We start from the raw sequence: 25942 nt of genomic DNA, 5'->3' as shown, positions 1-25942 counted from the left end.
AATGATTCAAGAGCTTAGCGAGAGAAACCGAGAAGTTTTCCGACGCCTCGTCGAGGCCTATATGGAGACTGGCGAGCCCGTGGGCTCGGCCCGTTTGGCGGAACGGCTTCAGATCAAATTGTCCTCGGCGACGATCCGCAACGTGATGGCCGATTTGCAGGACTCAGGCCTGCTCTATTCGCCCCACACGTCGGCGGGACGGATCCCCACGCCGGCAGGTCTCTCTTTCTTCGTCGACGGTCTGCTGGAAATCGGGAATGTCAGCGAGGATGACCGCGCCAACATCGATGCCGCCTGTGCGGCGACGGGACGCAGCATGGAGGACCTCCTGACCGAAGCCGTCGATGGCTTATCGGGTCTGTCCCATTGTGCCGGGCTGGTCCTCGCTCCCAAACAGGATGCCCCGCTACGCCACGTCGAGTTCGTGGGCCTCTCGCCCTCGCGGGTGCTCGTGGTTCTGGTGACCGAGGACGGTCAGGTCGAAAACCGGGTGATCGAAACGCCCGGCGGATGGACGCCGTCGTCGTTGATCGAGGCCACCAATTATATCAACAGCAAGGTATTGGGCCGCACCTTCATCGAACTGCAAAGCGAACTCAAAGAAGAGCAAAAGAACATTCGCGCGCAGCTCGATGCCCTCACAAGCCGATTGGTCGAAGACGGCCTCGCGACTTGGAGCGGGCAGGAGTCGCGGGCGACCCTGATCGTACGCGGGCGTGCAAATTTGCTGGACGACGTCAGCGCGGTCGAGGACTTAGAGCGGGTGCGCGAACTGTTCGACGCGCTCGAAACCAAAGCCGGGCTGGTCAGTCTACTCGACCTGACAAAGGACGCCGCTGGCGTCCGTATTTTCATCGGGTCGGACAGCAACCTATTTAACATGGCCGGTTGTTCGGTCATTGTAGCGCCCTATATCGATAGCCGCGAACGGATCATCGGTGCGGTCGGCGTGATCGGCCCGACCCGTCTGAATTACGCGCGCATCATCCCCATGGTCGACTACACGGCCCGGGTGCTCGGCCACAAGATCGGCCGTTGACCGCCCGCAGCGACAAAGGAAGAACGATGGACCAAAGCGACGACACCGCGCGCCCCTCCAACGACAATGCCGAAGACCAGGCGCATGACATCGCCGAGGAAGCCGAGGCGCCGCCCAGTCCCGAGGCGCAACTCGCGCAAACCAAGGACCAATTGCTGCGCGCCCTGGCCGAGGTCGAAAATACCCGCCGCCGCGCCCAGCGCGAGGTCGAGGATGCGCGCAAGTATTCCGTCGCCAACTTCGCGCGCGATGTGCTGACCGTTGCCGACAACTTGCGCCGTGCGCTCGACGCCGTGCCCGAAGACGCCGCTGCGAGCGAGGATCTCAAGGCGTTGATCGACGGCGTCAGCCTGACCGAACGCGAATTACTCAACGCGATGGAACGCCACGGTATCCGCAAGGTCGATCCCAAGGGCGAGAAGTTCGACCACAACTTGCACCAAGCGATGTTTGAAGCCGACACCCCGGGCGTCGAACCCGGCACCGTGATCGAGGTGGCCCAGTCGGGCTACGTCATCGGCGACCGGCTGCTTCGCCCGGCGATGGTCGGCGTCGCCAAGAAACCCCCCGCGGCCGCCGCACCCGGTTCGGGCGAGCAGGTCGACACCAAAGCTTAGCCGGCGTCATGCCGCTGGCTGGTGAGTGAGCTGCCGCGGCGCTGTCACTTGCGCCGCTCGCCTAGGTGGACCGCAAGCGGGTCATGTGCCGCTGGTGCCGCGCGCGCCCGCGTGTGGTCCCGCACGGCATAGCAATAAAGGCACCCATGGGCACAGGTATCGTAGGCGCCAATGTCGCGGCTTTCGGCGCAGGCGCAACCCGGTCGATTGCCCTTGTTTCGCGCGACGATCTCGTGCCCCGCGATTCGCGACAGGCGCGCCGCATCGATGCACTGCGCGGCTGCGATGTCGGGGACCTCAATATCGGGTTCGGTACAGCGCGTCAGGATCATTTGGCGCGCGTGCGCCGTGTCGCGCAGGACAGACGTCAGCGCCGCCTTCTCGCTCGCATCCGGATCGCTCCACGTGAGCGCCGGCGCGTTGACCCTAAGGTTGCGCACCGTTTTGCGATAGAAATCGGCGAACGACACAACGGCTTCCGTGCACGACCCTGCAAGCGCGTCGGCAAGCTGCGCAAACCGGTCGCGGTGCGACTCCAGCGGCGTCGCCGATGTCACCACAATCGGATCGTAGCGCCATACCACCGCTTCCGGTCCGAAGCGCTTGGCAATTTCGCGAACGCAGGCCACTGCCTGAGCCGCTGCGGGCACGCCGGTCTCCAACAGCGCGGGATAATCCGTGACGGTGTACTGCACCACGAACGGGACGCCCTCGCCTGCCAACGTTTCCAGCACCGGCAGGAAGGGCCGCGCGTTGCGGGTCCAGAATACGAACCCGTCGACACCGGATCCGCGCAACGCGACGCGGGTGGGTGCGCCGCCGTAGGGGTTCTTGACGGTGCAAAACCCGGCGGCTCGGCGTTCGGCGAACCAATCGCCGTAGAACGCAGGAATATCGGTTCGGTAGGAGGCGGAGACGATCATCTCCGCCAGTGTAGTCCAGGTTAGAGCAACGCCGACTGCAGGCGTTCGCGCACTGCCTTGCGGTTGAGCAGTTTCTTGCGCGCGGCCTCGGGAAAGTCCGACAGCATCACAAGATTCTTGTCGACCAGCACGTTGACGAGATCCTCTATGATTCGCAGAAGTTCCGAATCGGTGGCTGTCAGATACGAGCGTAGGAAGTCCTGTTCGCCTTGACCGGACAGAAAGGTCAACAACTCGGGATCGTCCGGCGCGATCTCCTCGGTGGCGAAGTCCTGTGGCTGGGCATAGATGGCGGCAATGGCGCCGTCATCATCGCGAAAGACATAGCGCATGGCGGATCCCCGGCAGTGGCGTGGGCGGCAGCGGCGGTACAAAGCTGCCCTGAACCCTGCATAGACCCTTTCTGGTTGCTTTCTCAATTCGGGTGCCTACGCATATGGTTGCGCGGATCACTACGGTCGCCTTCCAGGGGATCGATGTGCTCGACGTCGACGTCCAGGTCTCCATGGCCGGGGCGGGCAGCGGGTTTTTCAATATCGTCGGCCTCCCCGACAAGGCCGTGGCCGAATCCCGCGAACGGGTGCGTGCGGCGCTGGGCGCACTCGGCCTTGGCCTGCCGCCCGAACGGATCACCGTCAACCTCGCACCGGCCGATCTCGCGAAGGAGGGCAGTCATTTCGATTTACCCATTGCGCTTGGGCTCTTGGTCGCGATGCGTGTGCTACCGGCCGAGGAAATCGACGGGTACTGCGCACTGGGCGAACTCGGCCTGGACGCTACCATCGCCCCGGTCGCCGGGGTGTTGCCCGCCGCCGTCGCCGCCAACGCGCGCGGCCGCGGATTGATTTGCCCGGCGGCCTGCGGCGGCGAGGCGGCCTGGGCGGGCTCGGTCGATATCCTGGCGGCGCCGACGCTGCTCGCCCTGATCAACCATTTCAAAGGTTTCCAGGTCCTCCAACCGCCCAAGCCCGCGCCGTTGATCGACGGCGTAGCCGGTCCCGACCTGCGCGATATCAAGGGTCAGGAAAGCGCCAAGCGCGCGCTCGAGGTCGCCGCGGCGGGCGGCCACAACCTGTTGATGATGGGCCCGCCCGGTTCCGGCAAATCGATGCTCGCCGCCCGGCTGCCCGGTCTGCTGCCGCCGCTGGACGCCCGCGAAACGTTGGAGGTCAGCATGGTTGCCTCGATCGCCGGGATGCTGCGCGAAGGGCGCATCACCCGGCGGCGCCCGTTCCGCGATCCCCATCACAACGCCTCCCAGCCGGCGATGGTCGGCGGCGGGACCAAGGCGCGGCCCGGCGAAATCACGCTCGCGCACCTCGGCGTCCTGTTCCTGGACGAATTGCCCGAGTTCTCCGGCACCGTGCTCGAATCGTTGCGCCAACCGATGGAGACCGGTGCGGTTACCATCGCTCGGGCCAATAGCCACGTCACCTATCCCGCCCGTGTGCAATTGGTCGCAGCAATGAACCCGTGCCGCTGCGGCCATCTCGGCGATCCCGGCCTTGCTTGCAACCGCGCGCCACACTGCGCCGCGTCCTACCAGGGCCGCATTTCAGGCCCGCTGTTCGACCGCATCGATTTGCATATCGAGGTGCCCGCCGTCGCCGCCGGCGACCTTGCCCTGCCGCCCGCCGCCGAAGGCAGCGCCGAGGTAGCCGCCCGCGTTGCCCGCGCCCGCGCCGTGCAAACCGCGCGCTACCAAGATGCCAACTGCGGCAAACCGGTGCGCACCAACGCCGAAGTCGACGGCGAACGCTTGATGGCCGTCGCCGCCCCCGACCCCAGTGGCGCGGCACTCCTGTCGGACGCGGTCGACAAGATGAAACTCTCGGCCCGCGCCTACCACCGCGTCCTGCGCGTTGCCCGCACCCTGGCCGACCTCGAGGGGGTCGAGGCCGTCACCCGGCTCCACATCGCCGAAGCGCTGAGTTACCGGCGGATGGTTGTGCGGGGTTAGACGCAGCGCAACCCTCCCAAATCTGCTAAACAGTCCCGTCATTATCCGGGGAGGGGTTCATGGAGTTTTGGGAAAGCCTGATCGTCTGGCTGCATTTGTTGCTATTCGTCTATTGGCTCGGCGGCGACTTGGGGGTGTTTTACTCCAGCCGTTTCCGCAACGATCCGCAGTACGACATCAAGACGCGTTTGCTGCTTGCGCGGATTACCGGCGATATCGACATGGCGCCGCGCACCACAATGGTGCTGATGATCCCGATCGGCTTCACGCTGGCGGCGGTCAAAGGCTTCCTCACCATTCCCAACATTTGGCTGATCGCGTTTTGGGCGTTCGGCGCAGCGTGGCTGGTGCTGGTGTGGTGGCTCCACCTTGAGAAAGACGCCGACAAGAAAAAGCCGTGGGCCAAGTTCGATTTGCGGCTGCGCTGGGTGTTGATGATCGTCCTGGCGGCGGCGGCGATCTATTCGTTCATCGCGCAAGCGCCGCTCACGGAAAACTGGCTGGCGCTCAAGCTACTGTTGTTCGCGGGCACCATCCTGTGCGGCATCATGATCCGCATTTCGGTCAAGCCGTATGTCGCGGCCTTCGCAGCGATCCGCGAACAGGGCTCGACACCCGAGCGTGAAGCGACCCTCAATGCGTCGGCCAAGGCCGCGCGTCAGTGGGTCAAGACGATCTGGGTGTTGATTTCGATCGCCGCGTTCGTTGGCATTTGGCAGCCCGGGTTTTAGCGCCCCGTTGGACCACGGGCCGTCCGCCCGCTAGATTTCGCGGACGGCCCCCATTTTGCGAGAGTGATCATGGACCCTCAGGCCCTCTGGATCATGGTTCACGTCGTGCTGCTGGTTTACTGGCTCGGCGCGGACATCAGCGTGTTTTACTGTTCGCTGCAGATCATCAAGAAGGACAACCCACCCGAAACCCGCGCCGCAATCGCCAAGGTGCTGGGCTTCGTCAATGCCTTTCCCGGTATTGCCTCGATCCTGATGCTGCCGGTCGGCCTGATGCTCGCGGCCGGCAAGGGCCTCTCGCCGATCGACGACGGATGGCTTGCCCTGGTGTGGGCGTTGGCCGGTGTGTGGCTTTTGATCAGTGTCTCGGCGGGTTCACAGCGGGGCACGCCGCTCGGTAAGACCTACGCCAGCATCGATCTTTGGATTCGCTTCGTGTTGATCGCGGTGCTGACGCTCGCAGCGCTGTGGTCGTTCAGCACCGGCGCCCCCTTCGCCTCCCATTGGCTCGCGCTCAAGGTGTTGTTGTTTGCCTTCGTGCTGGTCTGCGGCCTGGGCATCCGCTTTACCTTTGCCAACTTCGGCCCGGCCTTCGGCCGCTTCATGGCCGAGGGCTCGACACCCGAAACCGAAGCCGCGTTGCGGGTGCCGGTGATGCGGGTCAAACCGTGGGTGCTGGCGCTATGGGCCGGCCTTGTCATGATGTCGTTGCTCGGCATCGCGCAACCGTTGATTTAGGGAGGCGGCCATGGATTGGCAGGACATCTTCAAGCTGCTGCATGTGTTGACCTTCGTCTATTGGGTCGGCGCCGATCTCGGTGTGTTCTACGCCGCGCGCCATGTCGTGAATCCGAAATACACGCCGCAAACCCGCGCCACGCTGCTCAAGGTGCTCGCGTGGATCGATATGATCCCGCGTTACATGCTGCTGCTGACGTTTCCCGTTGGGGCGACGCTGGCCGCCAATTTGGGCTATTCGCCGATCGACGGGGTGTGGCTCTATCTCGTGTGGATTGCGGCCGTCGTGTGGCTCGTCATGGTCTGGCAAATCCATCACCGCGAGGGCAGCGAACAAGCCAAGCGCCTGACCCGGATCGATCTCTTTTTGCGCTTTGCGTTTATTGCGGCATTGGCGATCCCGGCGATTACCTCGCTCGCGGGCGCCGGGCCTTACCAAACCGACTGGCTGCCGATCAAGATCCTGCTGTTCGCTGGTGCCGTGGCCTGTGGCGTTGGAATCCGCGTGACCTTCACGCCGTTCGGCGCGGCCTTCGGCAAGCTGATGACCGAGGGCTCATCGCCTGCGGTCGAAGCGCAAATGACTCGCTCGTTGAACCACGCCGTTCCCTTCGTCATCGGTATTTGGATCTTCGCCGCGATCACGGCGTTTCTCGGCATGAACCACGAGATCCTATTCGGAGGCTAAGTCCGGTGTTTGCGTGGCGCGGTGCCGCGCTCGCCGTCTTTCTGGTTGGGTCGGTGGTCACCGCGTCGGCGGAGCCGATGCACGGCATCGCCATGCACGGGGCCCCGAAGTATCCGGCCGGGTTCGAACACCTCGACTACGTCAACCCGGATGCGCCCAAGGGGGGAAGCCTGGGGCGCGGCCTCCAGGGGACGTTCGATTCGCTCAACCCCTACATTCTCAAGGGCACCCCCGCCGCCGGACGGCACCACGTCTTTGAAAGTTTGCTCAAGCGGGTTTGGGACGAGCCGTTTACGCTTTACGGATTGATCGCCGAAACGGTCGAGACGCCCGACGACCGGAGCTGGGTCGAATTCACCCTGCGCCCGGAGGCGCGCTTCCACGACGGTACTCCTATCACCATCGACGACGTGATTTTTTCCCACGAAACCCTGCGCGACCGGGGCCAGGCCAACATGCAGTTGTTCTACCGTAAGGTCACTCGGGTCGAACGGGTGGGCACGCGTGGCGTTCGTTTCGCTTTCGATCCCGACCAGGCCGACCGTGAACTGCCTTTGCTCATGGGCTTGATGCCGATCCTCTCCAAGGCCTATTACGCGACTCGGCCCTTCGACGAATCCACGCTCGAACCGCCGCTCGGCAGCGGTCCCTACCGGGTTGCCGCGGTAGATCCCGGGCGGCGCATTCGCTACGAACGCGTCGCCGATTACTGGGGCAAAGACCTTGCCGTCAATCGCGGCCAGGACAACTTCGACGTCGTCGAGTACGAGTATTTCCGCGACGGCAATGTGTTGTTCGAGGCGTTCAAGACCGGCGCCTTCGATTTTCGCGCCGAAGGGTCGGCCACCCAATGGGCCACCGCCTACGATTTTCCCGCCGTCAAAGATGGCCGCGTCAAGCGCGAGGAAATCGCCAACGGCCGGCCCGCCGGGATGCGCGCGCTGGTGTTCAACACCCGCCGCGACCTGTTCGCCGATCCGCGCGTGCGCGAGGCCCTGGGCTACGCTTTCGATTTCGAGTGGATCAACGCCAACCTGTTGCACGGCGCGTTCGAGCGCACGACCAGCTTCTTCGCCAATTCCGATCTGGCCGCCACGGGCCCGCCGACCCCGGCGGAGCTGGCCCTGCTCGAACCCTGGCGCGGTCAAGTACCGGCGGCGGTATTCGCCGCGCCGCAACAGCTGCCACGCAGCGACGGCACCGGCAACAATCGCGCCAACCTGCGCACCGCGCGACAATTACTGCAGGACGCGGGATGGGTGGTCCGCGACGGCGCGATGGTGCGCGCCAGCGACGGGACGCCGTTCGCCTTCGAAATCCTGTTGGTCTTTCCCGAGGACGAGCGCATTGCGCTGACATTCGTGCGTAACCTTGAGCGGCTGGGAATCAAGGTTAGCGTGCGTACGGTCGACACCGCCCAGTATGAGTTTCGCCGCCAGACATACGATTACGACATGATCGTTCATACTTGGCGCATCACCTTGTCTCCGGGCAACGAACAGGCCCACTACTGGGGCACCGCCGCCGCCGATCAGGAGGGCACTCGCAATTACATCGGGGTCAAGAGCGCGGCGGTAGATGCGATGATCTATCAGGTCACTGCATCACGCGACCGCGCGCAATTGGTGAGCGCAATGCGCGCTCTCGACCGGGTTCTCCTCGCAGGACACTACGTAATCCCGCTCTATCATCAGCGCGGCGACCGCCTTGCCTATTGGGATAAATTTGCACGACCGCAAACTATTCCGACCTACGGTTTCGTGCTTGAAACCTGGTGGGCCAAGGATGCCGCGAACTGATTAAGCGACGGACCGCGGACCTCTCGGACGAATAGGATCGCCGACGAGAACTGCCAGTGGACCTGCCCGCCAATCTTCTTTGATACTTTGCGCGGCTCACGATTTTGAATCGCACCGTTCATCGCTCAGGTGGCGTCCAGTCGCTCTTCACAGACTTACGTCTGCTCAAGCGCAGAGCAAAACCAATCGAAACGCCTACGCCGATGGCCACTGTCAAATCGACCACGACGGTGAGTGCCAGAGTAAGTAACAGAAGAAATACGTCGCTTCTTCTCCCGCTAGCGTAAGCACGCCACTTGTGTGGTTCGGTCATGTTCCATGCGGTGAGGATCAAAAGCGCGGCAAGAGCCGGCATGGCGAGGTAACTCGCATACGGCGCGGCAAGAAGCATTATCAAGAGAATAACGACAGCGTGGACAATCCCCGCCACGGGCGTTTTTCCCCCAGCCTTGATGTTGGTCGCCGTTCGCGCAATCGCGCCGGTCGCCGGGAGACCTGTGAAAAGAGCCGACGCCACATTGGCGACACCTTGGGCAGTCAACTCGGCATTAGGCCTATGACTTCCTTCGATCATCTTGTCCGCAACCATGGCGGATAGAAGTGACTCGACCGCCGCCAAGAAAGCGATAACGAAAGCCGAAGGCAGGAGCTCAATGATTCGAGATGGTGAAAGATCCGGCAGTTGCGGCCAGGGTAGGTGGGCTGGAAGTTCCCCAAATCGGGAGGCGATCGTATCCACCGGTAAGGACATGAAAGCGACCAAGGCAGATCCAACCCCTACGGCAACAATGAGACCCGGAAAGCGGGGGGCAACGCGCCGCAGAACGATAATCGAAAGGAGAGTGACGATTGCGATGGCAAATGGAACAGGACTGAAGGTCTCGCGAGCGCTCCAAAGTGCGGGTATTTTCTCGAGAAAATCGGCGGGGATATTATCAACTGAGAGTCCGAGAAAATCCTGGAGTTGACTGGTTGCGATGATAATTCCAATGCCAATGGTGAATCCGTTCACCACGGCCTCCGGAACAAAAGCAATCAAATTTCCAGCGCGAAAATACCCGGCAACAAGCAAAATGATACCTGCAATGAATGTTGCCAGGACGAGACCGTCATAGCCGTGATTGGAAATCACCCCGAAAACAACGACAATAAATGCGCCGGTTGGTCCACCGATCTGCACCCGGCTGCCGCCAAGCAATGAGATCAGAAATCCTGCAACGATTGCGGTGACAAGTCCCTTGGCCGGGTCGGCACCAGACGCTATCGCAATGGCGAGGCTGAGCGGCAGAGCGACCATGGCAACGGTTGCCCCCGCTACCAGGTCAGCTGCGAAAAGAGACCAGCTATAGGTCTGAATCGTTGTAAAAATCTTTGGTTGGCGCATCTCGAGAATTGATCGTTAGGTAAACGTTTGACTGCTTCTTGGCCTGCGATTTTCGACAATCCTTGCCGGCCGGCGATGTTCAGGATCAAACACCTGGAACAATTCGGTGGGCAAGAAATTGGGGATCATTCCCACGGGAGTCTCAGTCAGGCGCGGGCGACGAGAACCTTTAGCCCGGGCTTGAAGGCCGTCGCGCGGCGGACGATTCGCAATCCGTGTTTGGCCAGCAGCCGGGTCAGAGAATTCCGATCGAAATATAGACAATGGGACGGCGGATCGAACGCATCCCAGCGCTGGATATCGCGGGGCCGCCGCCAATGGCCGATGTCGGGCGTGGTCAGGTAAAGCCGTCCCTCCGGTTTCAGCAATCGGGCGATCGCCGCGACGAATGCATTGACGTCGGGCACATGCTCGATGACTTCGGCGCAATAGATCATCTCAAACCCTGCCGCCGCCGAGGGTTCGTTGCGTACAAAAGCCTCCACCGTACCGTGAAAGATGGGGCATGCGGGATAGTGCTGGCGCGCATAGGCGACAGATTTCGGGTCGAGTTCAATTCCCTGGACATCGAACCCGGTCTCACGGGCCGCTTCGACCATGAACCCGCCGCTCGCCCCGATATCCAGAAAGCGTGCCGCCGGACCCGCCGCCAGGCGGCGCAACCGGCGTGCGCGCCCGCGCGAGCGCCGCATTTTCTTGTCGACCTTGCCGAAGTAGCCCGCCGTCGCCCCCGCATAGGCGTCGTCATAGAGCGCGGCGGTTTCGTCGGCTCCGGGTAGTGGCGCCTGGAAAATGAAAGTACAGCCCGAACATCGCACGATGCGGTGGCCAGCTTTTTCGGCAAAAAGCGTGTGGTCGTGCCCATTGCACACCGGGCAGGCGTTGCGGTCGTCCATCGCGCGACCCTCTGCGATTCGGGGCGTCGGCGTCAAGCGCTCCCCAACCAAGACATTTGTGCGGCGGGGTCCGCTGTTTGGGGCGGGGCCGGCGGTTTGCCCGCACGTGCGGCGGAGGCTAAAGTCAGCGGGCCAACAATCCCAGGAGGGAATGATGCGCACTATCGGGTGGACGGTCGTCGTGGCAGGGGTGCTGGCCTTCAGTGGGCCGACATTTGCACAAGGCTGCGGCGGGTTCTTTCATACGGCGAGTGAGAAGCAAATCACCACGGCGCAGTCCGCGCCGCTTCAAACCAAGCCGGTCGACCAAGACAAAAAGGGCTAGTCCCGTTTTGTCGGGTGGAATGGGCAGCGACGGTGCGGCCCGTTTCATTTGATCGCCGCAATCTCGGGAATAGAATGCGCGCCGAGGGCTTTGGGTCTTTGGCGAAGGGGCGCCGCTTGATCGAGACAATCCGTGCTGTCTGCTGACGGCCGATACGAAATCCGTCTAACGCGCGACCCCGCCGACATCGCGGCGGCGCAGCGCCTGCGTTATCACGTCTTCTACGAGGAAATGGCCGCCGAACCCTCGCCCGAAATGCGCGAGACACGGCGGGATTTCGACCGATTCGACACGATCTGCGACCATCTACTGGTGATCGACCGCGAACGCCCGGCCGGTGATCGAATCGTCGGCACCTACCGGATGTTGCTGCGCCCGGACGCAGAAGCCCATGGCGGCTACTACTCGTCCAGCGAATACGACATCGCCGATTTCGTCAGCGGGTTTGGCCGGCGAAATGCCGCCGAGATTGGTCGGTCGTGCGTCCACGCCGACTACCGCAACCAGCGCATCGTCGAGTTATTGTGGCGGGGACTTGCCCAGTACTATCGCAATAACAATGTCGAGCGAATCTTCGGGTGCGCCAGTTTTCCCGGCACCGACCCGGAGGCACTCGCGGTACCGTTGTCCTACCTCTACCACTTCCACCTTGCGCCGCCCGAATTGCGGGTGCGCGCGCTGGCCGATCGGCATGTCCCAATGGACCGAATCGCCAAAGACGACATCAGCCCACGCAGTGCGATGAAGCAGGTCCCGGCATTGATCCGCGCCTATTTGCGCCTCGGCGGGGTGTGCGGCGACGGGGCAGTGATTGACCATCAATTCGGCACCACGGACGTCTTCATGGTTCTTGCCATGGAAAACCTCCCCGACAAGTACCATGACTACTTCGAGCGCGACGTTCCCGCCTGACCGCGATGACCGCACGCCTCCAAGACAAAGTCGCGCTGGTGATCGGTGCGGGCTCGATTGGCCCCGGCCTTGGTAACGGCAAAGCTTCGGCAATTCTCTATGGACGCGAGGGGGCCAAGGTCTTCGCCGTCGATATCGATGCCGAAGCCGTCGCCGAAACCAAACGACTCATCGACGAGGAGGGCGCGACCTGCGTCACGCATACCTGCGATGCAACCGACGCTGCCGCGGTGCGCGCCATGGTCGATGCCTGCGTCGCGTCCTTCGGGCGCATCGATATCCTCCATAATAATCTCGGCGTCACCGAGATCGGCGGCCCGGTGGACTTGCCCGAGGATCGCTGGGACAGGCTCATGGACGTCAACGTCAAGTCGATGTTTCTCGCCTGCAAATACGTGCTGCCGATCATGGCCGCGCAGGGCGCGGGTGTGGTGACCAACATTTCGTCGATTTCGGCGGAACGCTATGCGGGGTTCCCCAGCGTCGTCTACAATACGGCCAAGGGCGCGGTGAAACAGTTCACCCAGAATGTCGCGATGGAATATGCCCGCCAGGGCATTCGCGCGAACTGCGTCCAGCCCGGTCTGATCGATACGCCGCTCGTGCATACCTTCAAGGACGCCTATCCGGGCGACTGGGACGCCGTCGTCCGCCACCGCCACGCCATGGTGCCGATGGGGCGCATGGGCACCGGTTGGGATGTGGCCAAGGCCGCAGTGTTCCTCGCCTCCGACGATGCCGCCTATATTACTGGCGTCAGCCTGCCGGTCGACGGCGGGCTATCCGGCATTTTCACTACACCGGCGGCGATGCCCGACCCCGACTCCAATCCCTGAGCGCGACCGTTCCGTGACGTTGCCATTACGGCATCGTGACATCTGTCATAAAACCGTCATGTAACCGTCATATTGTCCCCGCGGTCCCCACGGTCGCGACGGGCCGGTTTGCACTGGGAGGGGCCGCATGGCGAAAAGGACGATCGACAAGGATCTGCGGAAATACTCGCGGCTCGAACAGGCGCGTTACCGCGTGGGTCGGGAGAACTTCAACCTGGGCCTGGGCGTGCTGTTCCTGCTCGGCGTTCTGGCGTTTGCCGTCATTCAAACCGGAACATTCCAGGGCAATGCGCTCATCATCGTCGCGGCGGTGATCGGCGGCTACATGGCACTCAACATTGGCGCCAACGATGTCGCCAACAATGTGGGCGCTGCCGTCGGCTCCGGCGCGTTGACCATGCTTGGGGCGCTGCTGATCGCGGCGGTGTTCGAGGCGGCTGGGGCCATCATCGCGGGCGGCGATGTCGTCAAGACGATCTCGAAGGGCATCATCGACCCGGCGGCGATCCCCACGGCCGAGGTGTTCGTTTGGGCGATGATGGCCGCGTTGCTGTCAGCGGCGGTGTGGATCAACCTCGCAACCTTCCTCGGTGCACCTGTCTCGACAACCCATTCGATCGTCGGCGGGGTCATGGGGGCGGGGATCGCGGCGGCGGGGATCGACGCGGTCAACTGGGGCACGATGGCGGGCATCGCCGCGAGTTGGGTGATCTCGCCGGTTCTGGGCGGGGTCATCGCTGCGGCGTTCCTCGCCGCCATCAAATTCCTCATTCTTTACAAGGAAGACAAAGTGGCCGCCGCCCGTCGCTGGGTGCCGATCTTGGTTGCGGTCATGGCGGCTGCGTTCGCGATGTATCTCGTGACCAAGGGGCTGAAGCGCCTAATCGCGGTGGACGGAACCTTGGTCACTGTCGTCGGCGTTGCCGCATTCCTGGTCGGCTATGTCGTCGTCCGGCATTTTGTCGCGCGCGCCGCGGGCGACATGGAAAACCGCCGCCGTTCGGTCAGCAATCTTTTCACAATCCCGCTGATTTTCGCAGCGGCGCTTCTATCATTCGCGCACGGCGCCAACGATGTCGCAAATGCGATCGGCCCCCTTGCCGCGATCGTCAGCACGGTGACCACCGGCGAGATCGCGCAAACTGCCGCCGTCCCGCTTTGGATTATGGCGGTCGGCGCCATCGGGATCGCCGCCGGCTTAGGTCTCTACGGCCCCAAGCTGATCCGTGTGGTCGGCGAGAAGATCACCAAACTCGACCGGGCCCGGGCCTTTTGTGTTGCCCTGTCGGCGGCAATCACCGTCCTTGTCGCCTCGGCGCTCGGTCTACCGGTGTCCTCCACCCACATCGCGCTGGGCGCTATCTTCGGCGTCGGATTCCTGCGTGAGATCGTCACCAACCGGCGCCGACAGGCCCTCGTCGCCGCGCCCGGCGAACGGGCCGCTGCGCTGACCGCCGCGGCCGATGCCGGGATCGTACTGACGAACGCCGAACTGAAGACCCTTAAGAAGGACCGGCGGCGCAAACTGGTTCGGCGGCACTATGTCTTTACAATCGCTGCGGCCTGGGTCGTCACCGTCCCCGCTGCCGCGCTTCTTGCGGCCCTGTTCTTCTTCACCTTGCGCGGCATGCTTCTAGACTGACCCCTGCGTGGCGGCGGTATGATAACGTGCCCCCGCCATGGTCCTTGCCGAAACGCCCGCCACCCCGTCCGGAAAAAAGCTGCCCGCAGACACGGGCGGCTCGGCAGCGGCCACACCGATGATGACGCAGTATCTCGGGATCAAGAACGATTACCCGGAATACCTGCTGTTCTACCGGATGGGCGACTTTTACGAATTGTTCTTCGACGATGCGGTCAAGGCAGCGGCAGCCCTGAACATCACTCTGACAAAACGCGGCAAGCACGCTGGCGACGACATCCCGATGTGCGGCGTGCCGGTCCATGCCGCGGACACCTATCTGTCGCGACTGATCCGACAGAAATTCAAGGTTGCCGTTTGCGAGCAGATCGAAGATCCGGCCGAAGCCAAGAAACGCGGCGCTAAGTCCGTCGTCCAACGCGATGTCGTCCGGCTGGTGACGCCCGGCACGTTGACCGAAGAAACGCTCCTCGATGCGCGCCGCCATAATTACCTGGCTGCGCTGGCGCGTACTGGGTCGGGCCTCGCCTTGGCGTGGCTCGATCTCTCGACAGGGGCCTTCAACGTCCAAGCCGTCAACCCCCGGGGCCTGGAACCCGATCTCGCCCGGCTCGATCCCGGGGAACTTTTGGTCCCCGACGCCCTGCTCGCCGATCCCGATGTGGCCCAAGCCGTGCGCGATTGGCAGGCCGTCATCACGCCGTTGCCGCGCGGCGCGGCGGACTCGGCCGCCATCACGCGCCGCCTCGCGGGCCACTATGGGGTCGCGTCGCTGGATGCCTACGGCGATTTCACCCGGGCCGAGGTGGCAGCACTGGGCGTGGTGTTCGACTACGTCGAACTAACCCAACGCGGCAAGCTGCCCGCGCTCCGCCCGCCCGCCTCGGTACGCCCCGCGAAAATGCTCTCGATCGACGCGGCGACCCGGCGCAATCTCGAACTGACCCGGACGCTGGCGGGCGAACGCGATGGTAGTCTCCTGGCGGTGATCGATCGCACCGTCACAGGTGCGGGCGCGCGCCTTTTGGCTGATCGTCTCGCCGCGCCCTTGACGGATACCTCCGCCATTCGCGACCGCCTCGATCTCGTGCAGTTCTTTGTCGAGGACGGGGGCCGGCGCGCCACGCTGCGCGATCTACTGCACGAAACCCCCGATATGGCGCGTGCCCTCGCGCGCCTCTCGCTCGACCGCGGCGGGCCGCGGGATTTAGCGGCCGTGCGCGATGGGCTCAAGGCCGCCCAAGCGGCCTCCGCGCTTCTAGACCACGATGCGCCACCACCACCGTTGGCTGCGCTGTGCGCACCGCTCCGGGGGCACGACACCTTGATCGAGTCGCTCGCAGCGGCGTTGGGGCCGGACTTGCCGCACCTCGCCCGCGACGGCGGGTTTATCGCCAAGGGTTACGACGGCGCGCTAGACGATTTGCGGACCCTGCGCGACGAGAGCCGGCGCCACACCGCCGCGTTGCAGGCGCGCTATGCCGACCTCACCGGTATTTCCGGCCTTAAGATCAAGCACAACAACGTGCTCGGCTACTTTATCGAAGTGACACCGACCCATGCCGATAAGCTGGCAAAGGATCTTCCCGAGGCGGTACGTCAGCAGTTCATCCATCGCCAAACGCTGGCCAGCGCCGCGCGCTACACGACGACCGAACTGGGCGATCTTGAAGGGAAGATTTCCAGCGCCGCCGACCGCGCCCTCGCGCTGGAACAATCGCTGTTCGCCGAGTTGACGACCCAGACGCTGGACCGCGCCACCGCTGTTGCCGCCGCCTCCGAGGCGCTAGCCGCGCTCGATGTTGCCGCGGCCCTGGCCGACCAAGCCGTCGCCCAGGGATATGTACGCCCGCTCGTCGACGACAGCCACACCTTCTCGATCGAGGGTGGGCGCCATCCGGTGGTAGAGGACGCTCTGCGCCGCGCCAATGATTCAGGTTTCGTCGCCAACGACTGCGACCTCGGGGACGACGGTCAGGTTTGGCTAGTCACCGGCCCCAATATGGCCGGCAAAAGTACCTTCCTGCGCCAGAACGCGTTGGTTGTCATCCTCGCGCAAATGGGCGCCTATGTACCGGCCACGGCGGCCCATATCGGCGTGGTCGATCGGTTGTTCAGCCGGGTCGGCGCGGCCGACGATCTGGCCCGGGGCCGGTCGACCTTCATGGTCGAGATGGTCGAAACTGCGGCGATCCTAAACCGTGCAACCGATCGCTCGCTGGTGATTCTGGACGAGATCGGACGCGGCACTGCGACCTTCGACGGACTGTCGATCGCGTGGGCGGCCATCGAACACCTGCACGACGTCAATCTGTGCCGCGCGTTGTTTGCCACGCACTATCACGAACTCACGGTGCTCGCGACCAAACTACCGCGCCTGTCGACTCATGCGATGCGAATCAAGGAATGGAAGGGCGACATCGTCTTCCTGCACGAGGTCGTCGCCGGCGCCGCCGATCGTTCATACGGGATTGCGGTGGCGAAACTTGCCGGTCTACCCAAGGCGGTGATCGACCGGGCTGGCGAGATTCTCCGGGCGCTGGAATCGAGCGAACAGGGCAGCGCGGTCACCCGGCTTGTCGACGATCTCCCGCTCTTCGCGGCAACCATGGCCGCGCCCGGCGAAACCGCAACGGCGCAAAAGTCCGACCTGGCGCGCGCTTTGGAAGAGATCGCCCCCGACGAACTGACCCCGCGCGAGGCGCTGGATGCGCTCTACAAACTGAAATCGTTGCTGCGCGAGCCCTAGCGTCCTTGCTCCCGGGGCGTCGGGGCGCCTAGGATTCGCCTCCCACCGACTGACCCTCTGAAGAATCGAGCCATGGCGGAACCAGCCGCACTCACCCGCCCCTGGGCGTTCGTCGTGTTGATCGTTGCGATGGCCATCGCCGCGGGCAACCCGGTCGTCGGACGCGCGGTCGTTGCCGACGTCCCGCCGATGGCGCTGACGTTCTGGCGCTTTGTTGCGGCGGTTGCGGTGTTGGCCTTGTTCGGCGGTCGGCCGCTATGGCGCCAACGCGCGGTTTTCCTGCGCCATTGGAAAATGATGCTGGCGATGGGCACCGCTGGAATCGCCGTTTACAACGGTTTTCTCTACCTCGGCGTACAGACCACGACGGCCATCAATGCTGCCTTGATCACAGCGACGGCGCCGGTCGCGGTCGTTGCCTTGATCGCGCTGGTCCACCGCGAGCGCATCGGGGCGACCTTCGCCCTTGGCATGGGAATCGGTTTGATCGGCGTGGCCGTCACCGTGATGCGGGGCGATCTTGGCGTGCTGTTGCACCTCGCCTTCGTACCGGGCGATCTCTTGATGTTGGTTGCGGTGCTCGGCTTTTCGTTTTACTCGCTCTTGCTGCGCGATTTGCCGCGCGGTTTGCATCCGGCGGCGTTCATGTTGGTGATTCATACCATCGCCCTTATCGCGACCGCGCCGTTCTACCTGTGGGAGATCCGTGCCGGGATCACGTTCGTTCCGAGCGGCGGTGCGCTCGCCGCCATCTTCTATGTCGGGGTGATGGCTACGGCGGTATCGTTCTCAATGTACAACTGGGCGGTGTCGGCGGTCGGGGTCGGCACGGCCTCCCAGTTCGTCTATCTGACGCCGGTATTCGCCAGTTTGATGGCGGTCGCCTTTCTCGGGGAAGCGTTCCGCGGCTACCATGTCGCCGGCGTCGCACTGATCTTCGCGGGCATCTACCTCGCGACGCGAAAACCCAAGCAAGCTAAGCCGGGCGGTACAAAATGAAGGCCCGGGCAATCGTCGGCTTCGCGCTCAACCCCTATGTCCTGTTGACGTTGGTCATGCTGGCCGGCGCCGGGAACACGGTCGTGGCGCGGGCCACGGTGGGCGAACTGCCGCCCTTGGCGCTCTCGTTCTGGCGTTGGGTTACCGCGTTGGTGATTCTCCTGCCCATCGGCACCCGGGTCATGTTGCAACAACGCCATGTGCTGATGGCGCAATGGCGGATCGTCCTCGCGCTCGGGGCCATCGCCGTCGCGGCGTTCAACTCGCTGATCTATTTGGGTGTCCAGCACACAACGGCGCTCAATGCCTCGTTGGTGCTGTCGGTGATCCCTGTTGTGACGGTTGCCGCATCGTGGATATTGCTGCGCGAGCGTGCCGGCCTGCGCATGGTGATTGGTCTCGTCGCGGGGCTGATTGGCGTTCTCGTGATTATCGCGCGCGGTGACATCGGCCTGCTCGCGACACTCGACTTCAACAGCGGCGACCTATTGGTGTTCGCCTCGGTCTTTTGCTGGGCGGCCTACTCGATCCTGTTGGGCCGCCTGCCGTCCGGAATCCGGCCAGAGGGACTTTTGCTCGCCATGGTGATCGTTGGCGTCGTCCTGTTGGCGCCGTTCTACCTGTGGGAGGTCGCCGCTGGCGGACGCATGGTCCTGTCGGCCCCGAACCTCCTTGGCATCTTCTACATGGGCGCGTTTTCGTCGGTGTTTTCGTACATCTTATGGAATCGCTGCGTCGGCATCGTCGGCGCCAATGTTGCCAGCCAATTTACCTACCTCAACCCGGCCTTCGGCGGTTCCCTCGCGATTCTGTTGTTGGGCGAATCGTTACGGCCCTATCACGCCGGCGTGCTGCTGATTTTTCTCGGGATCTATTTGGCGACGACCGGGCGCCGTAAACCCGCCGCGCCCGAGACATCGCCATGACGGCCCCGGTCTCGCCGCTGCGCGCGTTCGTAACGTCGCCCTACGTCTTGCTGACGGTTTGTTTTTTGTTCTGGTCCGGTAATTCGGTCTTCGCGCGCGGCGCCGCCGACATCATGCCGCCGATGAACCTTGCCTTCTGGCGGTGGGGGACCGGGATCGTCGTGCTCTTTCCGTTTGCCGCGCGCGCCCTGTGGCGCGACCGTGCCGCCTACCGCACCCACTGGAAGCTCTTCCTGGTCGTTTCACTTGCCGGCGTCACCGGGTTCAACTCGTTCATTTATCACGCGGTCCAACACACGACGGCGATCCACGCAACGCTGATCGTTTCAGCGATACCGGCGGCAAGTATGGTCGCCGCCTGGCTGGTGTTCCGTGAGACAATTTCGTGGCGGACCGCGCTCGGTATGCTGGTTGCGTTCCTCGGTGTGATCGTCGTGATATCGAACGGCGATATGGCGGTGCTTTCCTCACTCGCGTTTAACATCGGCGACCTCATCGCGTTGCTCGCAGTGGTTGCCTGGACGATCTATTCGGTCGGTCTGCGCGCGCTGCCGCGCGGCCTCGACCCGATGGGGCTACTTCTAGGCGTGATGATCGTTGGCTGGCTCTTTTTGATCCCGTTTTACGGCTACGAACTCGCCCACGGACAACGCGCGGCGTTCACGCTCGGCAATGTCGCCGGAGTCGTCTACCTCGGCGTATTCGCCTCGGTCGTCGCGTTCGCATTTTTTAACTACGGTCTGTCGAAGATCGGTCCGACACGGGCCAATGTGTTCAACTACCTCTCGCCGGTTTTCGCCGGCGTTCTTGCGGTCGTCTTCCTCGGCGAAACGCTCGAATGGTTCCACGGCATCTCGATCGCGCTGATCTTCGTTGGCATCTATTTCGCGCAAAACCGGGTCCGCCCGGTGCCGCTGGAGGCAAAGCCACTATGAGCGACTCAAAGAGCGATTCCAAAAGCGCCGCGCTCCTGCCCTATATCTTGTTGTTGCTCGCCACCCTATTTTGGTCGGGCAACAATATCGTCGCGCGAGTCACCGTGCAGGAGGTGCCGCCGTTCTCGCTGACCTTCTGGCGGGTTGGTCTGGCACTTCTGCTACTTACCCCCTTTGCGATCGGCGGGTTGATCCGGCAGTGGGATATCGTCAAGCGGCACTGGAAGGTCATTACCTTTCTCGGCCTGCTTGGCGTACCTACATTCAATTTGTTGCTCAACTCTGCGGTGCAGTACACGACAGCGGTCAACGCCTCGCTGATCAACGGCGGCACCCCAGTGCTCACCGTTCTCTTAGGTTGGATTCTCTACCGCGAAGGATTCGGCTGGCGCACGGTCGTTGGAATGATCGTGGCGTTTGCCGGAATCACGGCCATCGTCGTGCAGGGTGACCTTGCCGTGCTACGGGCCTTTTCGTTCAACCCGGGCGACCTTCTGATGTTGCCGGCGATCCTGTCCTGGGCGTTCTACACGTTGGCGCTGCGGCACAAACCCAAGGATCTCGGCGGCCTCCAGTTCCTAATGATGATGATGGTGGTCAGCATGCCGGTACTGGCGGCGTTCTACGCCGTCGATCTGGCGGCGGGGCGATTGTTCACGCTCAGTACGAACAACGCGCTGTCGATCGGCTATATCGCGGTGTTCCCAGCGCTGCTCGCCTTTGCGTTTTGGAATCGCGGGATCGCCGCGGTCGGCGCCGCGCGCGGGGTCCAATTGCAATACCTCATGCCGGTCTGGGGTGCGTTGGGCGGCGTGTTCTTCCTCAGCGAGCCGTTCGAGGTCTACCACCTCGCCGGGATCGCGTTGATTTTTGTCGGCGTGTTCCTCGCGACCCGGCGCCGGGCGCGACCGGCCTAACTGTCGTACATCACCACGCTGCGGATCGACGTCCCGGCGTGCATCAGGTCGAACGCGGTGTTGATCTCGCCCAGCGGCATCGTGTGGGTAATCAGCGGGTCGATCTCGATTTTACCGTCCATGTACCAGTCGACGATCTTGGGCACATCGGTGCGTCCCTTGGCGCCGCCGAACGCGCTGCCGCGCCACACCCTGCCGGTCACCAGTTGGAAGGGCCGCGTTGCGATTTCAGCCCCCGCAGGCGCGACGCCGATGATGACGCTCTCGCCCCAGCCCTTGTGGCAGCACTCCAACGCATCGCGCATCACGCCGGTATTGCCGATGCATTCGAAACTGTAGTCGGCGCCCCCCTTGGTCAGGTTCACCAAGTAAGGTACCAACGGCCCGTCGATTTCCTTGGGATTGACGAAGTGAGTCATGCCGAAGCGTTCGGCCATCTCGCGACGGCCTGGGTTGATGTCGACGCCGACGATCATGTTGGCGCCGATCAAGCGGCACCCCTGAATGACGTTCAGCCCTATTCCACCGAGACCGAATACGACGACGTTCGCGCCGGGTTCGACCTTGGCGGTATTGATCACCGCGCCAATGCCTGTCGTCACCCCGCATCCGATGTAACACACCTTGTCGAAGGGCGCGTCGTCGCGGATCTTCGCCACCGCGATCTCGGGCAGTACGGTGTAGTTGGCGAAGGTCGACGTCCCCATGTAGTGCAGGATCGGCTCTTTCCCCAAGCGGAACCGACTGGTGCCGTCGGGCATAAGGCCGCGCCCTTGGGTTTCGCGGATCGCTTGGCACAAGTTGGTCTTGCCCGACAGGCAGTATTCGCACTGCCGGCACTCGGGCGTGTAGAGCGGGATGACATGGTCACCCTTTTTGACGCTGGTGACGCCCGGGCCGATGTCGACCACCACGCCGGCACCTTCGTGGCCGAGGATCGCGGGGAACAGGCCTTCGGGATCGGCGCCCGACAGGGTGAATTCGTCGGTGTGACAGATGCCGGTCGCTTTGACCTCGACCAGAACCTCGCCTGCGCGCGGCCCCTCCAGGTGTACGGTTTCGATCGACAGTGGTTTGCCCGCTTCGAAGGCAACGGCGGCTTTGACGTCCATGGTGTCCTCCCCTATTTCGGCTCAGTGTAACGGCGCAGGGAGCGGCTTCAACCGCCCTTGGCGATTTGCGGGGAGCGGGCGAGCGAGGCGTTCGCCATCGCCAAGCCCACGGTCATCAGCGCCACTGCCGCCCACACCCAGGCTGAGGGACGTTCTGCGAATAACGCAAATCCCCAGCCGATCCCGCAAGCGACGATGACATAGGAAATCTGCGAAAAGAATACGGGACCCGCGCGGCGGATCACTTCGTACAGACAAAAGAAGCCGACGGCTTGCGCGGTCGCGGCCCACAACACGCCGGTGGTCCCCGCCGGCGAGGTCCAGAAACCGACAAGGTTGCCGGTCGCGGCGGCAATCGGCAGCATCACCGCGGCCCCACCCAGCAAGACTGCGGCCCCCAGCGCCAGTGACCCCGATTCAGGCGGGCGCAGCGTGGCGACGAGCAGATTGTTGCCCGCCGCCGACAGCGGCGCGAGCAATGCCGGTAGGATCCAAATCGCGGCGCTGGCATCGGGCAGGCCGCCCTCGGGCAGCACGATCAGCAACACGCCGCCCAAGCCTAACGCGATCGCCGCGACGCTCATCCAGCGAAACGACTCGACCCGCAACACGAAGGCAAACAAATAGGTTAGCGACGGAATCAACGTCATCGTCAGCGTCAGAACCGAGGCCGGCACCCGGTCGGCGACAAACGCGAGGATCCCTGTGGGGATCAACATCCCGAACGATGCCGACGCGACGTAATGGCCCAGCGCCGCGCGACTCATCCGAGGTCGTGGGCCGCGCAGGCCTTGCAGCGCCAGCATGACCAAGCCGCCGATCAAGGACTGCCAAAACAAATAGGCGAGTACCGGAAACCCGGCATCGGCTATGACTTTGTTAGCGGCAAACTGACTGCCGTAACCTGCGCCGCCCAGCAACAGCAGGACGGTCGGAATCACCAGCGCGGGGTTCATGTGGCGGTGCCCGGGGAATTTCGGTTGGCGAGGTTGGCCAGAACGAGGCCCGCCATCATCGCCACGACCGCGCCCCATATCCAGGGACTCGGGCGTTCGCCGAACAACAACAACGCCCAGGCCAGGCCCGACAACACGATGATGTAGGACGCCTGGGAAAAGAACACCGGACCCGCGCGCCTGATCACTTCATACAAGGCGTAGTAACCAACGACCTGCACGGCCGCAGCCCAAATCGTGCCGCCCGCTACGATACCCGACGACCAGAACGCATGAATTCCGGTCGTCAGCAGCGCAATGGGCAGCATGATGATCGTCGCGGCAAGCAAGACCGCCCCGACCAGCGTCAGCGAATCGGTATCGGGAGGCCGCAGGGTCGCGACCAGCACGTTGTTGGTTGCAGCCGCCAACGGCACGATCATCGCGGGCAGGATCCAGACAACCGCGGTGGGGTCGGGCAGGCTGCCCTCGGGGACGACGATCATCAGTACGCCGATGAAACCCAAGACCAGCGCCGCGGCGCTCAAAGCGCGGAACGGTTCGACCCGCAGCGCAAACGCGAAGGCATAGGTTATCGCCGGCACCAGGGTGACCACGAGCGTCTGTACGCCGGTCGGTAGCTTGGTGGCGATCACGCTTAACGCGCCGAACGGCAACAACATGCCAAACGTCGCCGAAACGAAATAGTGCCCGGCATGTTTGAGCCGCCAACTAGCGCGCGCACCTCGCGCCAGATTGATTGCGGTAATCAGAACGCCGCCCAGTGCTGCCTGCCAGAACACATAGGGGATCACTGCGAACCCGGCCTCGCCGACCAGCCGGTTGGCGGCCAGGATGCTGCCATAGGCGCCACCGGCGGCCAGCAACAACAACGTCGGAACCAGAAGACCGGCCGGTGCCGGTCGCACTGCGTTCACAGGGTCACCGTGCCGCCGCGGCCTCCTGCATGCCGCGCTTTGCCCCGAGGTTGGCGAAATAGAGTCCGATCAGCATCGCGCCGAACGCGACCCAGAACCAAGTGCTCAGGGCTTCGTTGAAGATCAATTGCGACCATACCAACCCGGTAATCACGATGACGTAGTTGTACTGCGCAAAAAACACCGGCCCGGCCCGGCGGATAATCTCGAACATGCAAAAGAAAGTAATGCTGTTGATGCCGCCGGCCCACAGCACCCCCCAGACGCCCATCCCCGGTGCGTTCCAAAACGGATAGAACCCGTCGGTCGCCATCATGATCACGAACGAAATGATCGCGGCACCGACGACAAGGCCGGTCGCGCGCATGATCGACGTGGCTTCGGGTGGTTGGACCACGGCAACGAAGACGTTGTTGGCGGCAAAGCAGACCGGCACGATCATCAGCAAAAGGACCCAGATCGTCGAATCGCTTGACGGCAAGCTGCCCTCCGGCAGAACCAGGATCGCAACGCCCGCCAGCCCCAGCGCCAGCCCCAGCAAACTCAGCGTGCGCCAGCGGTCGACCCGGGCCAAAACGGCAAACAAATAGGTCATGCCCGGGGTCAACGTGATCGCTAGGGTAATCACGCCTGCCTGCAGTTTGCCCGCCACGAAGGCCAGGATGATGACCGATAGCACCACGCCGAGGAGCGAGGTCACTGCATAGGAGGCTAGGTGATCCCGTCGCATCCGCGGCAGATTGCCGCTCAACCCGGCGATCACCAGTAGAATCGCACCGCCGATCGCCGACTGCCAAAAGGTAAATGCGATAAATGGCACGCCCGCATCGGAGGCGAACTTGCTGGCGCTGAAGAAGCTGCCGTAGATCGTTGCGCCACCGATCAGTAATAGCCACGGGACCAGCAACGACGGCACTTCTTTCGGCGCCGCGGATCGCCCCGCGCCGGAGGAGAGACTTGAATCGTTCACGGATTACCCCTTTGCAGCCTGTTCGGCTTCGCGTTCGCGGATGGATTGATTGGTGCCGCGGTTGGCAAGGTACAGCCCGACCGCCATGAACCCGATCGCCGCCCAGACGACCGGCTCGAACCGGTCCTGGAACAGAACGAACGCCCACACGATCCCTGCGGCGGGTACAATGTAGTTGAACTGCGAGAAGAATACCGGGCCGGCCCGGTGGATGACTTCGAACAGGACCAAGAAAATGACGATGTCGGTAAACCCTGCCCACGCGGTCGCGCCGATCCCGGCGGCACCGGCGCCGTCGAAGAAATAGAGCCCGTCGATCGCCCACATGAACGGAAACATGACGATCGTCGCGAAGACCAGCACGCCGGTCGAGAGTTGCAGCGTGGTGGTTTCGGCGGGACGAATCAGCGCCACCACGACATTGTTGACCGCGTAACCCAGCGGTGCGACCAGTGCGACCAGGAACCACAAGCCCGACACGTCGGTACCGACATCGCCCCAGGTCCACGGCTGTACGATCAGCACGACACCGGCGAGCCCGACCAGCAGACCGCCGGTGCTCCACAGGTTGAATTTCTCAAGCCGGGCGGCAAACGCAAAGACATAGGTCAGCGCCGGGGTTAGCGTGAGCACCAGTGTCAGGAGCCCAGCAGGCAATTGCGGCGCAGCATAGGTCAGCGCCACCAGCGGAATGGCAAAACTGAAGATCGCGGTAAAGCCGTACTGCCGCAGATGGGCGCCGCTCAACCGCGGCAGGTCGCGCAGGACGACCGACACGATCAAAAGCGCGCCGCCGCCGAACAATGATTGCCAGAAGGCCAGCGCCATCGAGGGTACGCCATTGTCCACGGCGATGCGGTTGGCTGAAAAGAAAGTCGCATAGATGATGCCCCCGCCAACCAGCAGGACCAGCGGAAAGGTCAACGAGCGCGATCGCGCGCCGGTAGCGTTCATGCCGGTCACTCCCTCTA

The 25942-nt window shown here is 63.2% G+C and carries 25 protein-coding genes; 16 read left to right on the top strand and 9 right to left on the bottom strand.

Annotated features, from left to right (window positions below):
- Position 1 precedes the first annotated feature (1 nt).
- Positions 2–1039 (top strand): heat-inducible transcriptional repressor HrcA, encoded by a 1038-nt coding sequence (hrcA, locus tag RID42_03870; protein ID MEQ8246796.1) that lies wholly within the window; start codon positions 2–4, stop codon positions 1037–1039.
- Between the two features lie 26 nt (positions 1040–1065).
- Positions 1066–1656: a nucleotide exchange factor GrpE gene (grpE, locus tag RID42_03865; GenBank protein ID MEQ8246795.1), complete on the top strand. Its 591-nt coding sequence runs from the start codon at positions 1066–1068 to the stop codon at positions 1654–1656.
- A 44-nt stretch (positions 1657–1700) separates the two neighbouring features.
- Here the strand turns inward: grpE and RID42_03860 are convergent, their stop codons facing one another.
- Both RID42_03860 and RID42_03855 read right to left on the bottom strand, forming a co-directional pair.
- Positions 1701–2579 carry a DUF1848 domain-containing protein gene (locus tag RID42_03860; GenBank protein ID MEQ8246794.1) on the bottom strand — a complete coding sequence of 293 codons (879 nt, stop codon included), beginning with the start codon at positions 2577–2579 and terminating at the stop codon, positions 1701–1703.
- 20 nt (positions 2580–2599) lie between these two features.
- A complete protein-coding gene (locus tag RID42_03855; protein MEQ8246793.1) occupies positions 2600–2911 on the bottom strand; it encodes a hypothetical protein in 312 nt (103 codons plus the stop codon).
- Positions 2912–3015: 104 nt separating this feature from the next.
- On the opposite strand from RID42_03855, the gene RID42_03850 reads away from it, so the two are divergent.
- The 5 genes from RID42_03850 to RID42_03830 all read left to right on the top strand — a co-directional run bounded on the left by RID42_03850 (position 3016) and on the right by RID42_03830 (position 8495).
- On the top strand, positions 3016–4539 hold the full coding sequence (locus RID42_03850) for a YifB family Mg chelatase-like AAA ATPase (protein MEQ8246792.1): 1524 nt from the start codon (positions 3016–3018) through the stop codon (positions 4537–4539).
- A gap of 59 nt (positions 4540–4598) precedes the next feature.
- A complete protein-coding gene (locus tag RID42_03845) occupies positions 4599–5270 on the top strand; it encodes a hypothetical protein (GenBank protein MEQ8246791.1) in 672 nt (223 codons plus the stop codon).
- Between the two features lie 69 nt (positions 5271–5339).
- On the top strand, positions 5340–6008 hold the full coding sequence (locus RID42_03840) for a hypothetical protein (GenBank protein MEQ8246790.1): 669 nt from the start codon (positions 5340–5342) through the stop codon (positions 6006–6008).
- Positions 6009–6018: 10 nt separating this feature from the next.
- On the top strand, positions 6019–6696 hold the full coding sequence (locus RID42_03835) for a hypothetical protein (protein MEQ8246789.1): 678 nt from the start codon (positions 6019–6021) through the stop codon (positions 6694–6696).
- A gap of 5 nt (positions 6697–6701) precedes the next feature.
- Positions 6702–8495 (top strand): extracellular solute-binding protein, encoded by a 1794-nt coding sequence (locus tag RID42_03830; protein ID MEQ8246788.1) that lies wholly within the window; start codon positions 6702–6704, stop codon positions 8493–8495.
- Between the two features lie 118 nt (positions 8496–8613).
- Here RID42_03830 and RID42_03825 read toward each other — a convergent pair whose 3' ends face one another.
- Both RID42_03825 and RID42_03820 read right to left on the bottom strand, forming a co-directional pair.
- Complete coding sequence (locus RID42_03825) at positions 8614–9879, bottom strand: SulP family inorganic anion transporter (protein ID MEQ8246787.1); 1266 nt, start codon at positions 9877–9879, stop codon at positions 8614–8616.
- Positions 9880–10025: 146 nt separating this feature from the next.
- A complete protein-coding gene (locus tag RID42_03820) occupies positions 10026–10775 on the bottom strand; it encodes a methyltransferase domain-containing protein (GenBank protein MEQ8246786.1) in 750 nt (249 codons plus the stop codon).
- 151 nt (positions 10776–10926) lie between these two features.
- On the opposite strand from RID42_03820, the gene RID42_03815 reads away from it, so the two are divergent.
- The 9 genes from RID42_03815 (at position 10927) to RID42_03775 (ending at position 21016) form a co-directional block, all read left to right on the top strand.
- Positions 10927–11100, top strand: a complete 174-nt coding sequence (locus RID42_03815; protein ID MEQ8246785.1) for a hypothetical protein — start codon at positions 10927–10929, stop codon at positions 11098–11100.
- Positions 11101–11232: 132 nt separating this feature from the next.
- The gene (locus tag RID42_03810) at positions 11233–12012 is read left to right on the top strand and encodes a GNAT family N-acetyltransferase (GenBank protein MEQ8246784.1); all 780 of its coding nucleotides are present in this window, start codon (positions 11233–11235) and stop codon (positions 12010–12012) included.
- A 5-nt stretch (positions 12013–12017) separates the two neighbouring features.
- The gene (locus RID42_03805) at positions 12018–12848 is read left to right on the top strand and encodes an SDR family oxidoreductase (protein ID MEQ8246783.1); all 831 of its coding nucleotides are present in this window, start codon (positions 12018–12020) and stop codon (positions 12846–12848) included.
- 127 nt (positions 12849–12975) lie between these two features.
- Entirely contained in the window at positions 12976–14490 is a 1515-nt protein-coding gene (locus RID42_03800; GenBank protein MEQ8246782.1) for an anion permease, read from the top strand.
- Between the two features lie 118 nt (positions 14491–14608).
- Positions 14609–17239 carry a DNA mismatch repair protein MutS gene (mutS, locus tag RID42_03795; GenBank protein MEQ8246781.1) on the top strand — a complete coding sequence of 877 codons (2631 nt, stop codon included), beginning with the start codon at positions 14609–14611 and terminating at the stop codon, positions 17237–17239.
- A 72-nt stretch (positions 17240–17311) separates the two neighbouring features.
- A complete protein-coding gene (locus tag RID42_03790) occupies positions 17312–18238 on the top strand; it encodes a DMT family transporter (GenBank protein ID MEQ8246780.1) in 927 nt (308 codons plus the stop codon).
- On the top strand, positions 18235–19164 hold the full coding sequence (locus RID42_03785; protein MEQ8246779.1) for a DMT family transporter: 930 nt from the start codon (positions 18235–18237) through the stop codon (positions 19162–19164). Before RID42_03790 ends, RID42_03785 begins: the two co-directional genes overlap by 4 nt.
- Positions 19161–20099, top strand: coding sequence for a DMT family transporter (locus RID42_03780; protein MEQ8246778.1), 939 nt, complete (start codon positions 19161–19163; stop codon positions 20097–20099). The genes RID42_03785 and RID42_03780 overlap by 4 nt, the downstream gene beginning before the upstream one ends.
- On the top strand, positions 20096–21016 hold the full coding sequence (locus tag RID42_03775; GenBank protein ID MEQ8246777.1) for a DMT family transporter: 921 nt from the start codon (positions 20096–20098) through the stop codon (positions 21014–21016). The genes RID42_03780 and RID42_03775 overlap by 4 nt, the downstream gene beginning before the upstream one ends.
- Here the strand turns inward: RID42_03775 and RID42_03770 are convergent.
- Genes RID42_03770 through RID42_03750 form a run of 5 tightly spaced genes read right to left on the bottom strand, consistent with a single transcriptional unit; the run spans position 21013 to position 25925 of the window.
- Positions 21013–22128 (bottom strand): S-(hydroxymethyl)glutathione dehydrogenase/class III alcohol dehydrogenase, encoded by a 1116-nt coding sequence (locus RID42_03770; protein MEQ8246776.1) that lies wholly within the window; start codon positions 22126–22128, stop codon positions 21013–21015. The two genes, RID42_03775 and RID42_03770, sit on opposite strands and share 4 nt — an antisense overlap.
- A 47-nt stretch (positions 22129–22175) precedes the next feature.
- A complete protein-coding gene (locus RID42_03765; protein MEQ8246775.1) occupies positions 22176–23084 on the bottom strand; it encodes a DMT family transporter in 909 nt (302 codons plus the stop codon).
- Entirely contained in the window at positions 23081–24001 is a 921-nt protein-coding gene (locus RID42_03760) for a DMT family transporter (protein MEQ8246774.1), read from the bottom strand. Before RID42_03760 ends, RID42_03765 begins: the two co-directional genes overlap by 4 nt.
- A 4-nt stretch (positions 24002–24005) precedes the next feature.
- Positions 24006–24971: a DMT family transporter gene (locus RID42_03755; protein ID MEQ8246773.1), complete on the bottom strand. Its 966-nt coding sequence runs from the start codon at positions 24969–24971 to the stop codon at positions 24006–24008.
- A gap of 3 nt (positions 24972–24974) precedes the next feature.
- Positions 24975–25925, bottom strand: coding sequence for a DMT family transporter (locus tag RID42_03750; GenBank protein ID MEQ8246772.1), 951 nt, complete (start codon positions 25923–25925; stop codon positions 24975–24977).
- Between the last annotated feature and the right edge of the window lie 17 nt (positions 25926–25942).

This window comes from Alphaproteobacteria bacterium (assembly GCA_040216735.1).
Lineage (GTDB): Bacteria > Pseudomonadota > Alphaproteobacteria > SHVP01 > SHVP01 > CALJDF01.
Note: the sequence above shows the minus strand (reverse complement) of the source record. Positions and strands in the feature narration are given on the sequence as shown.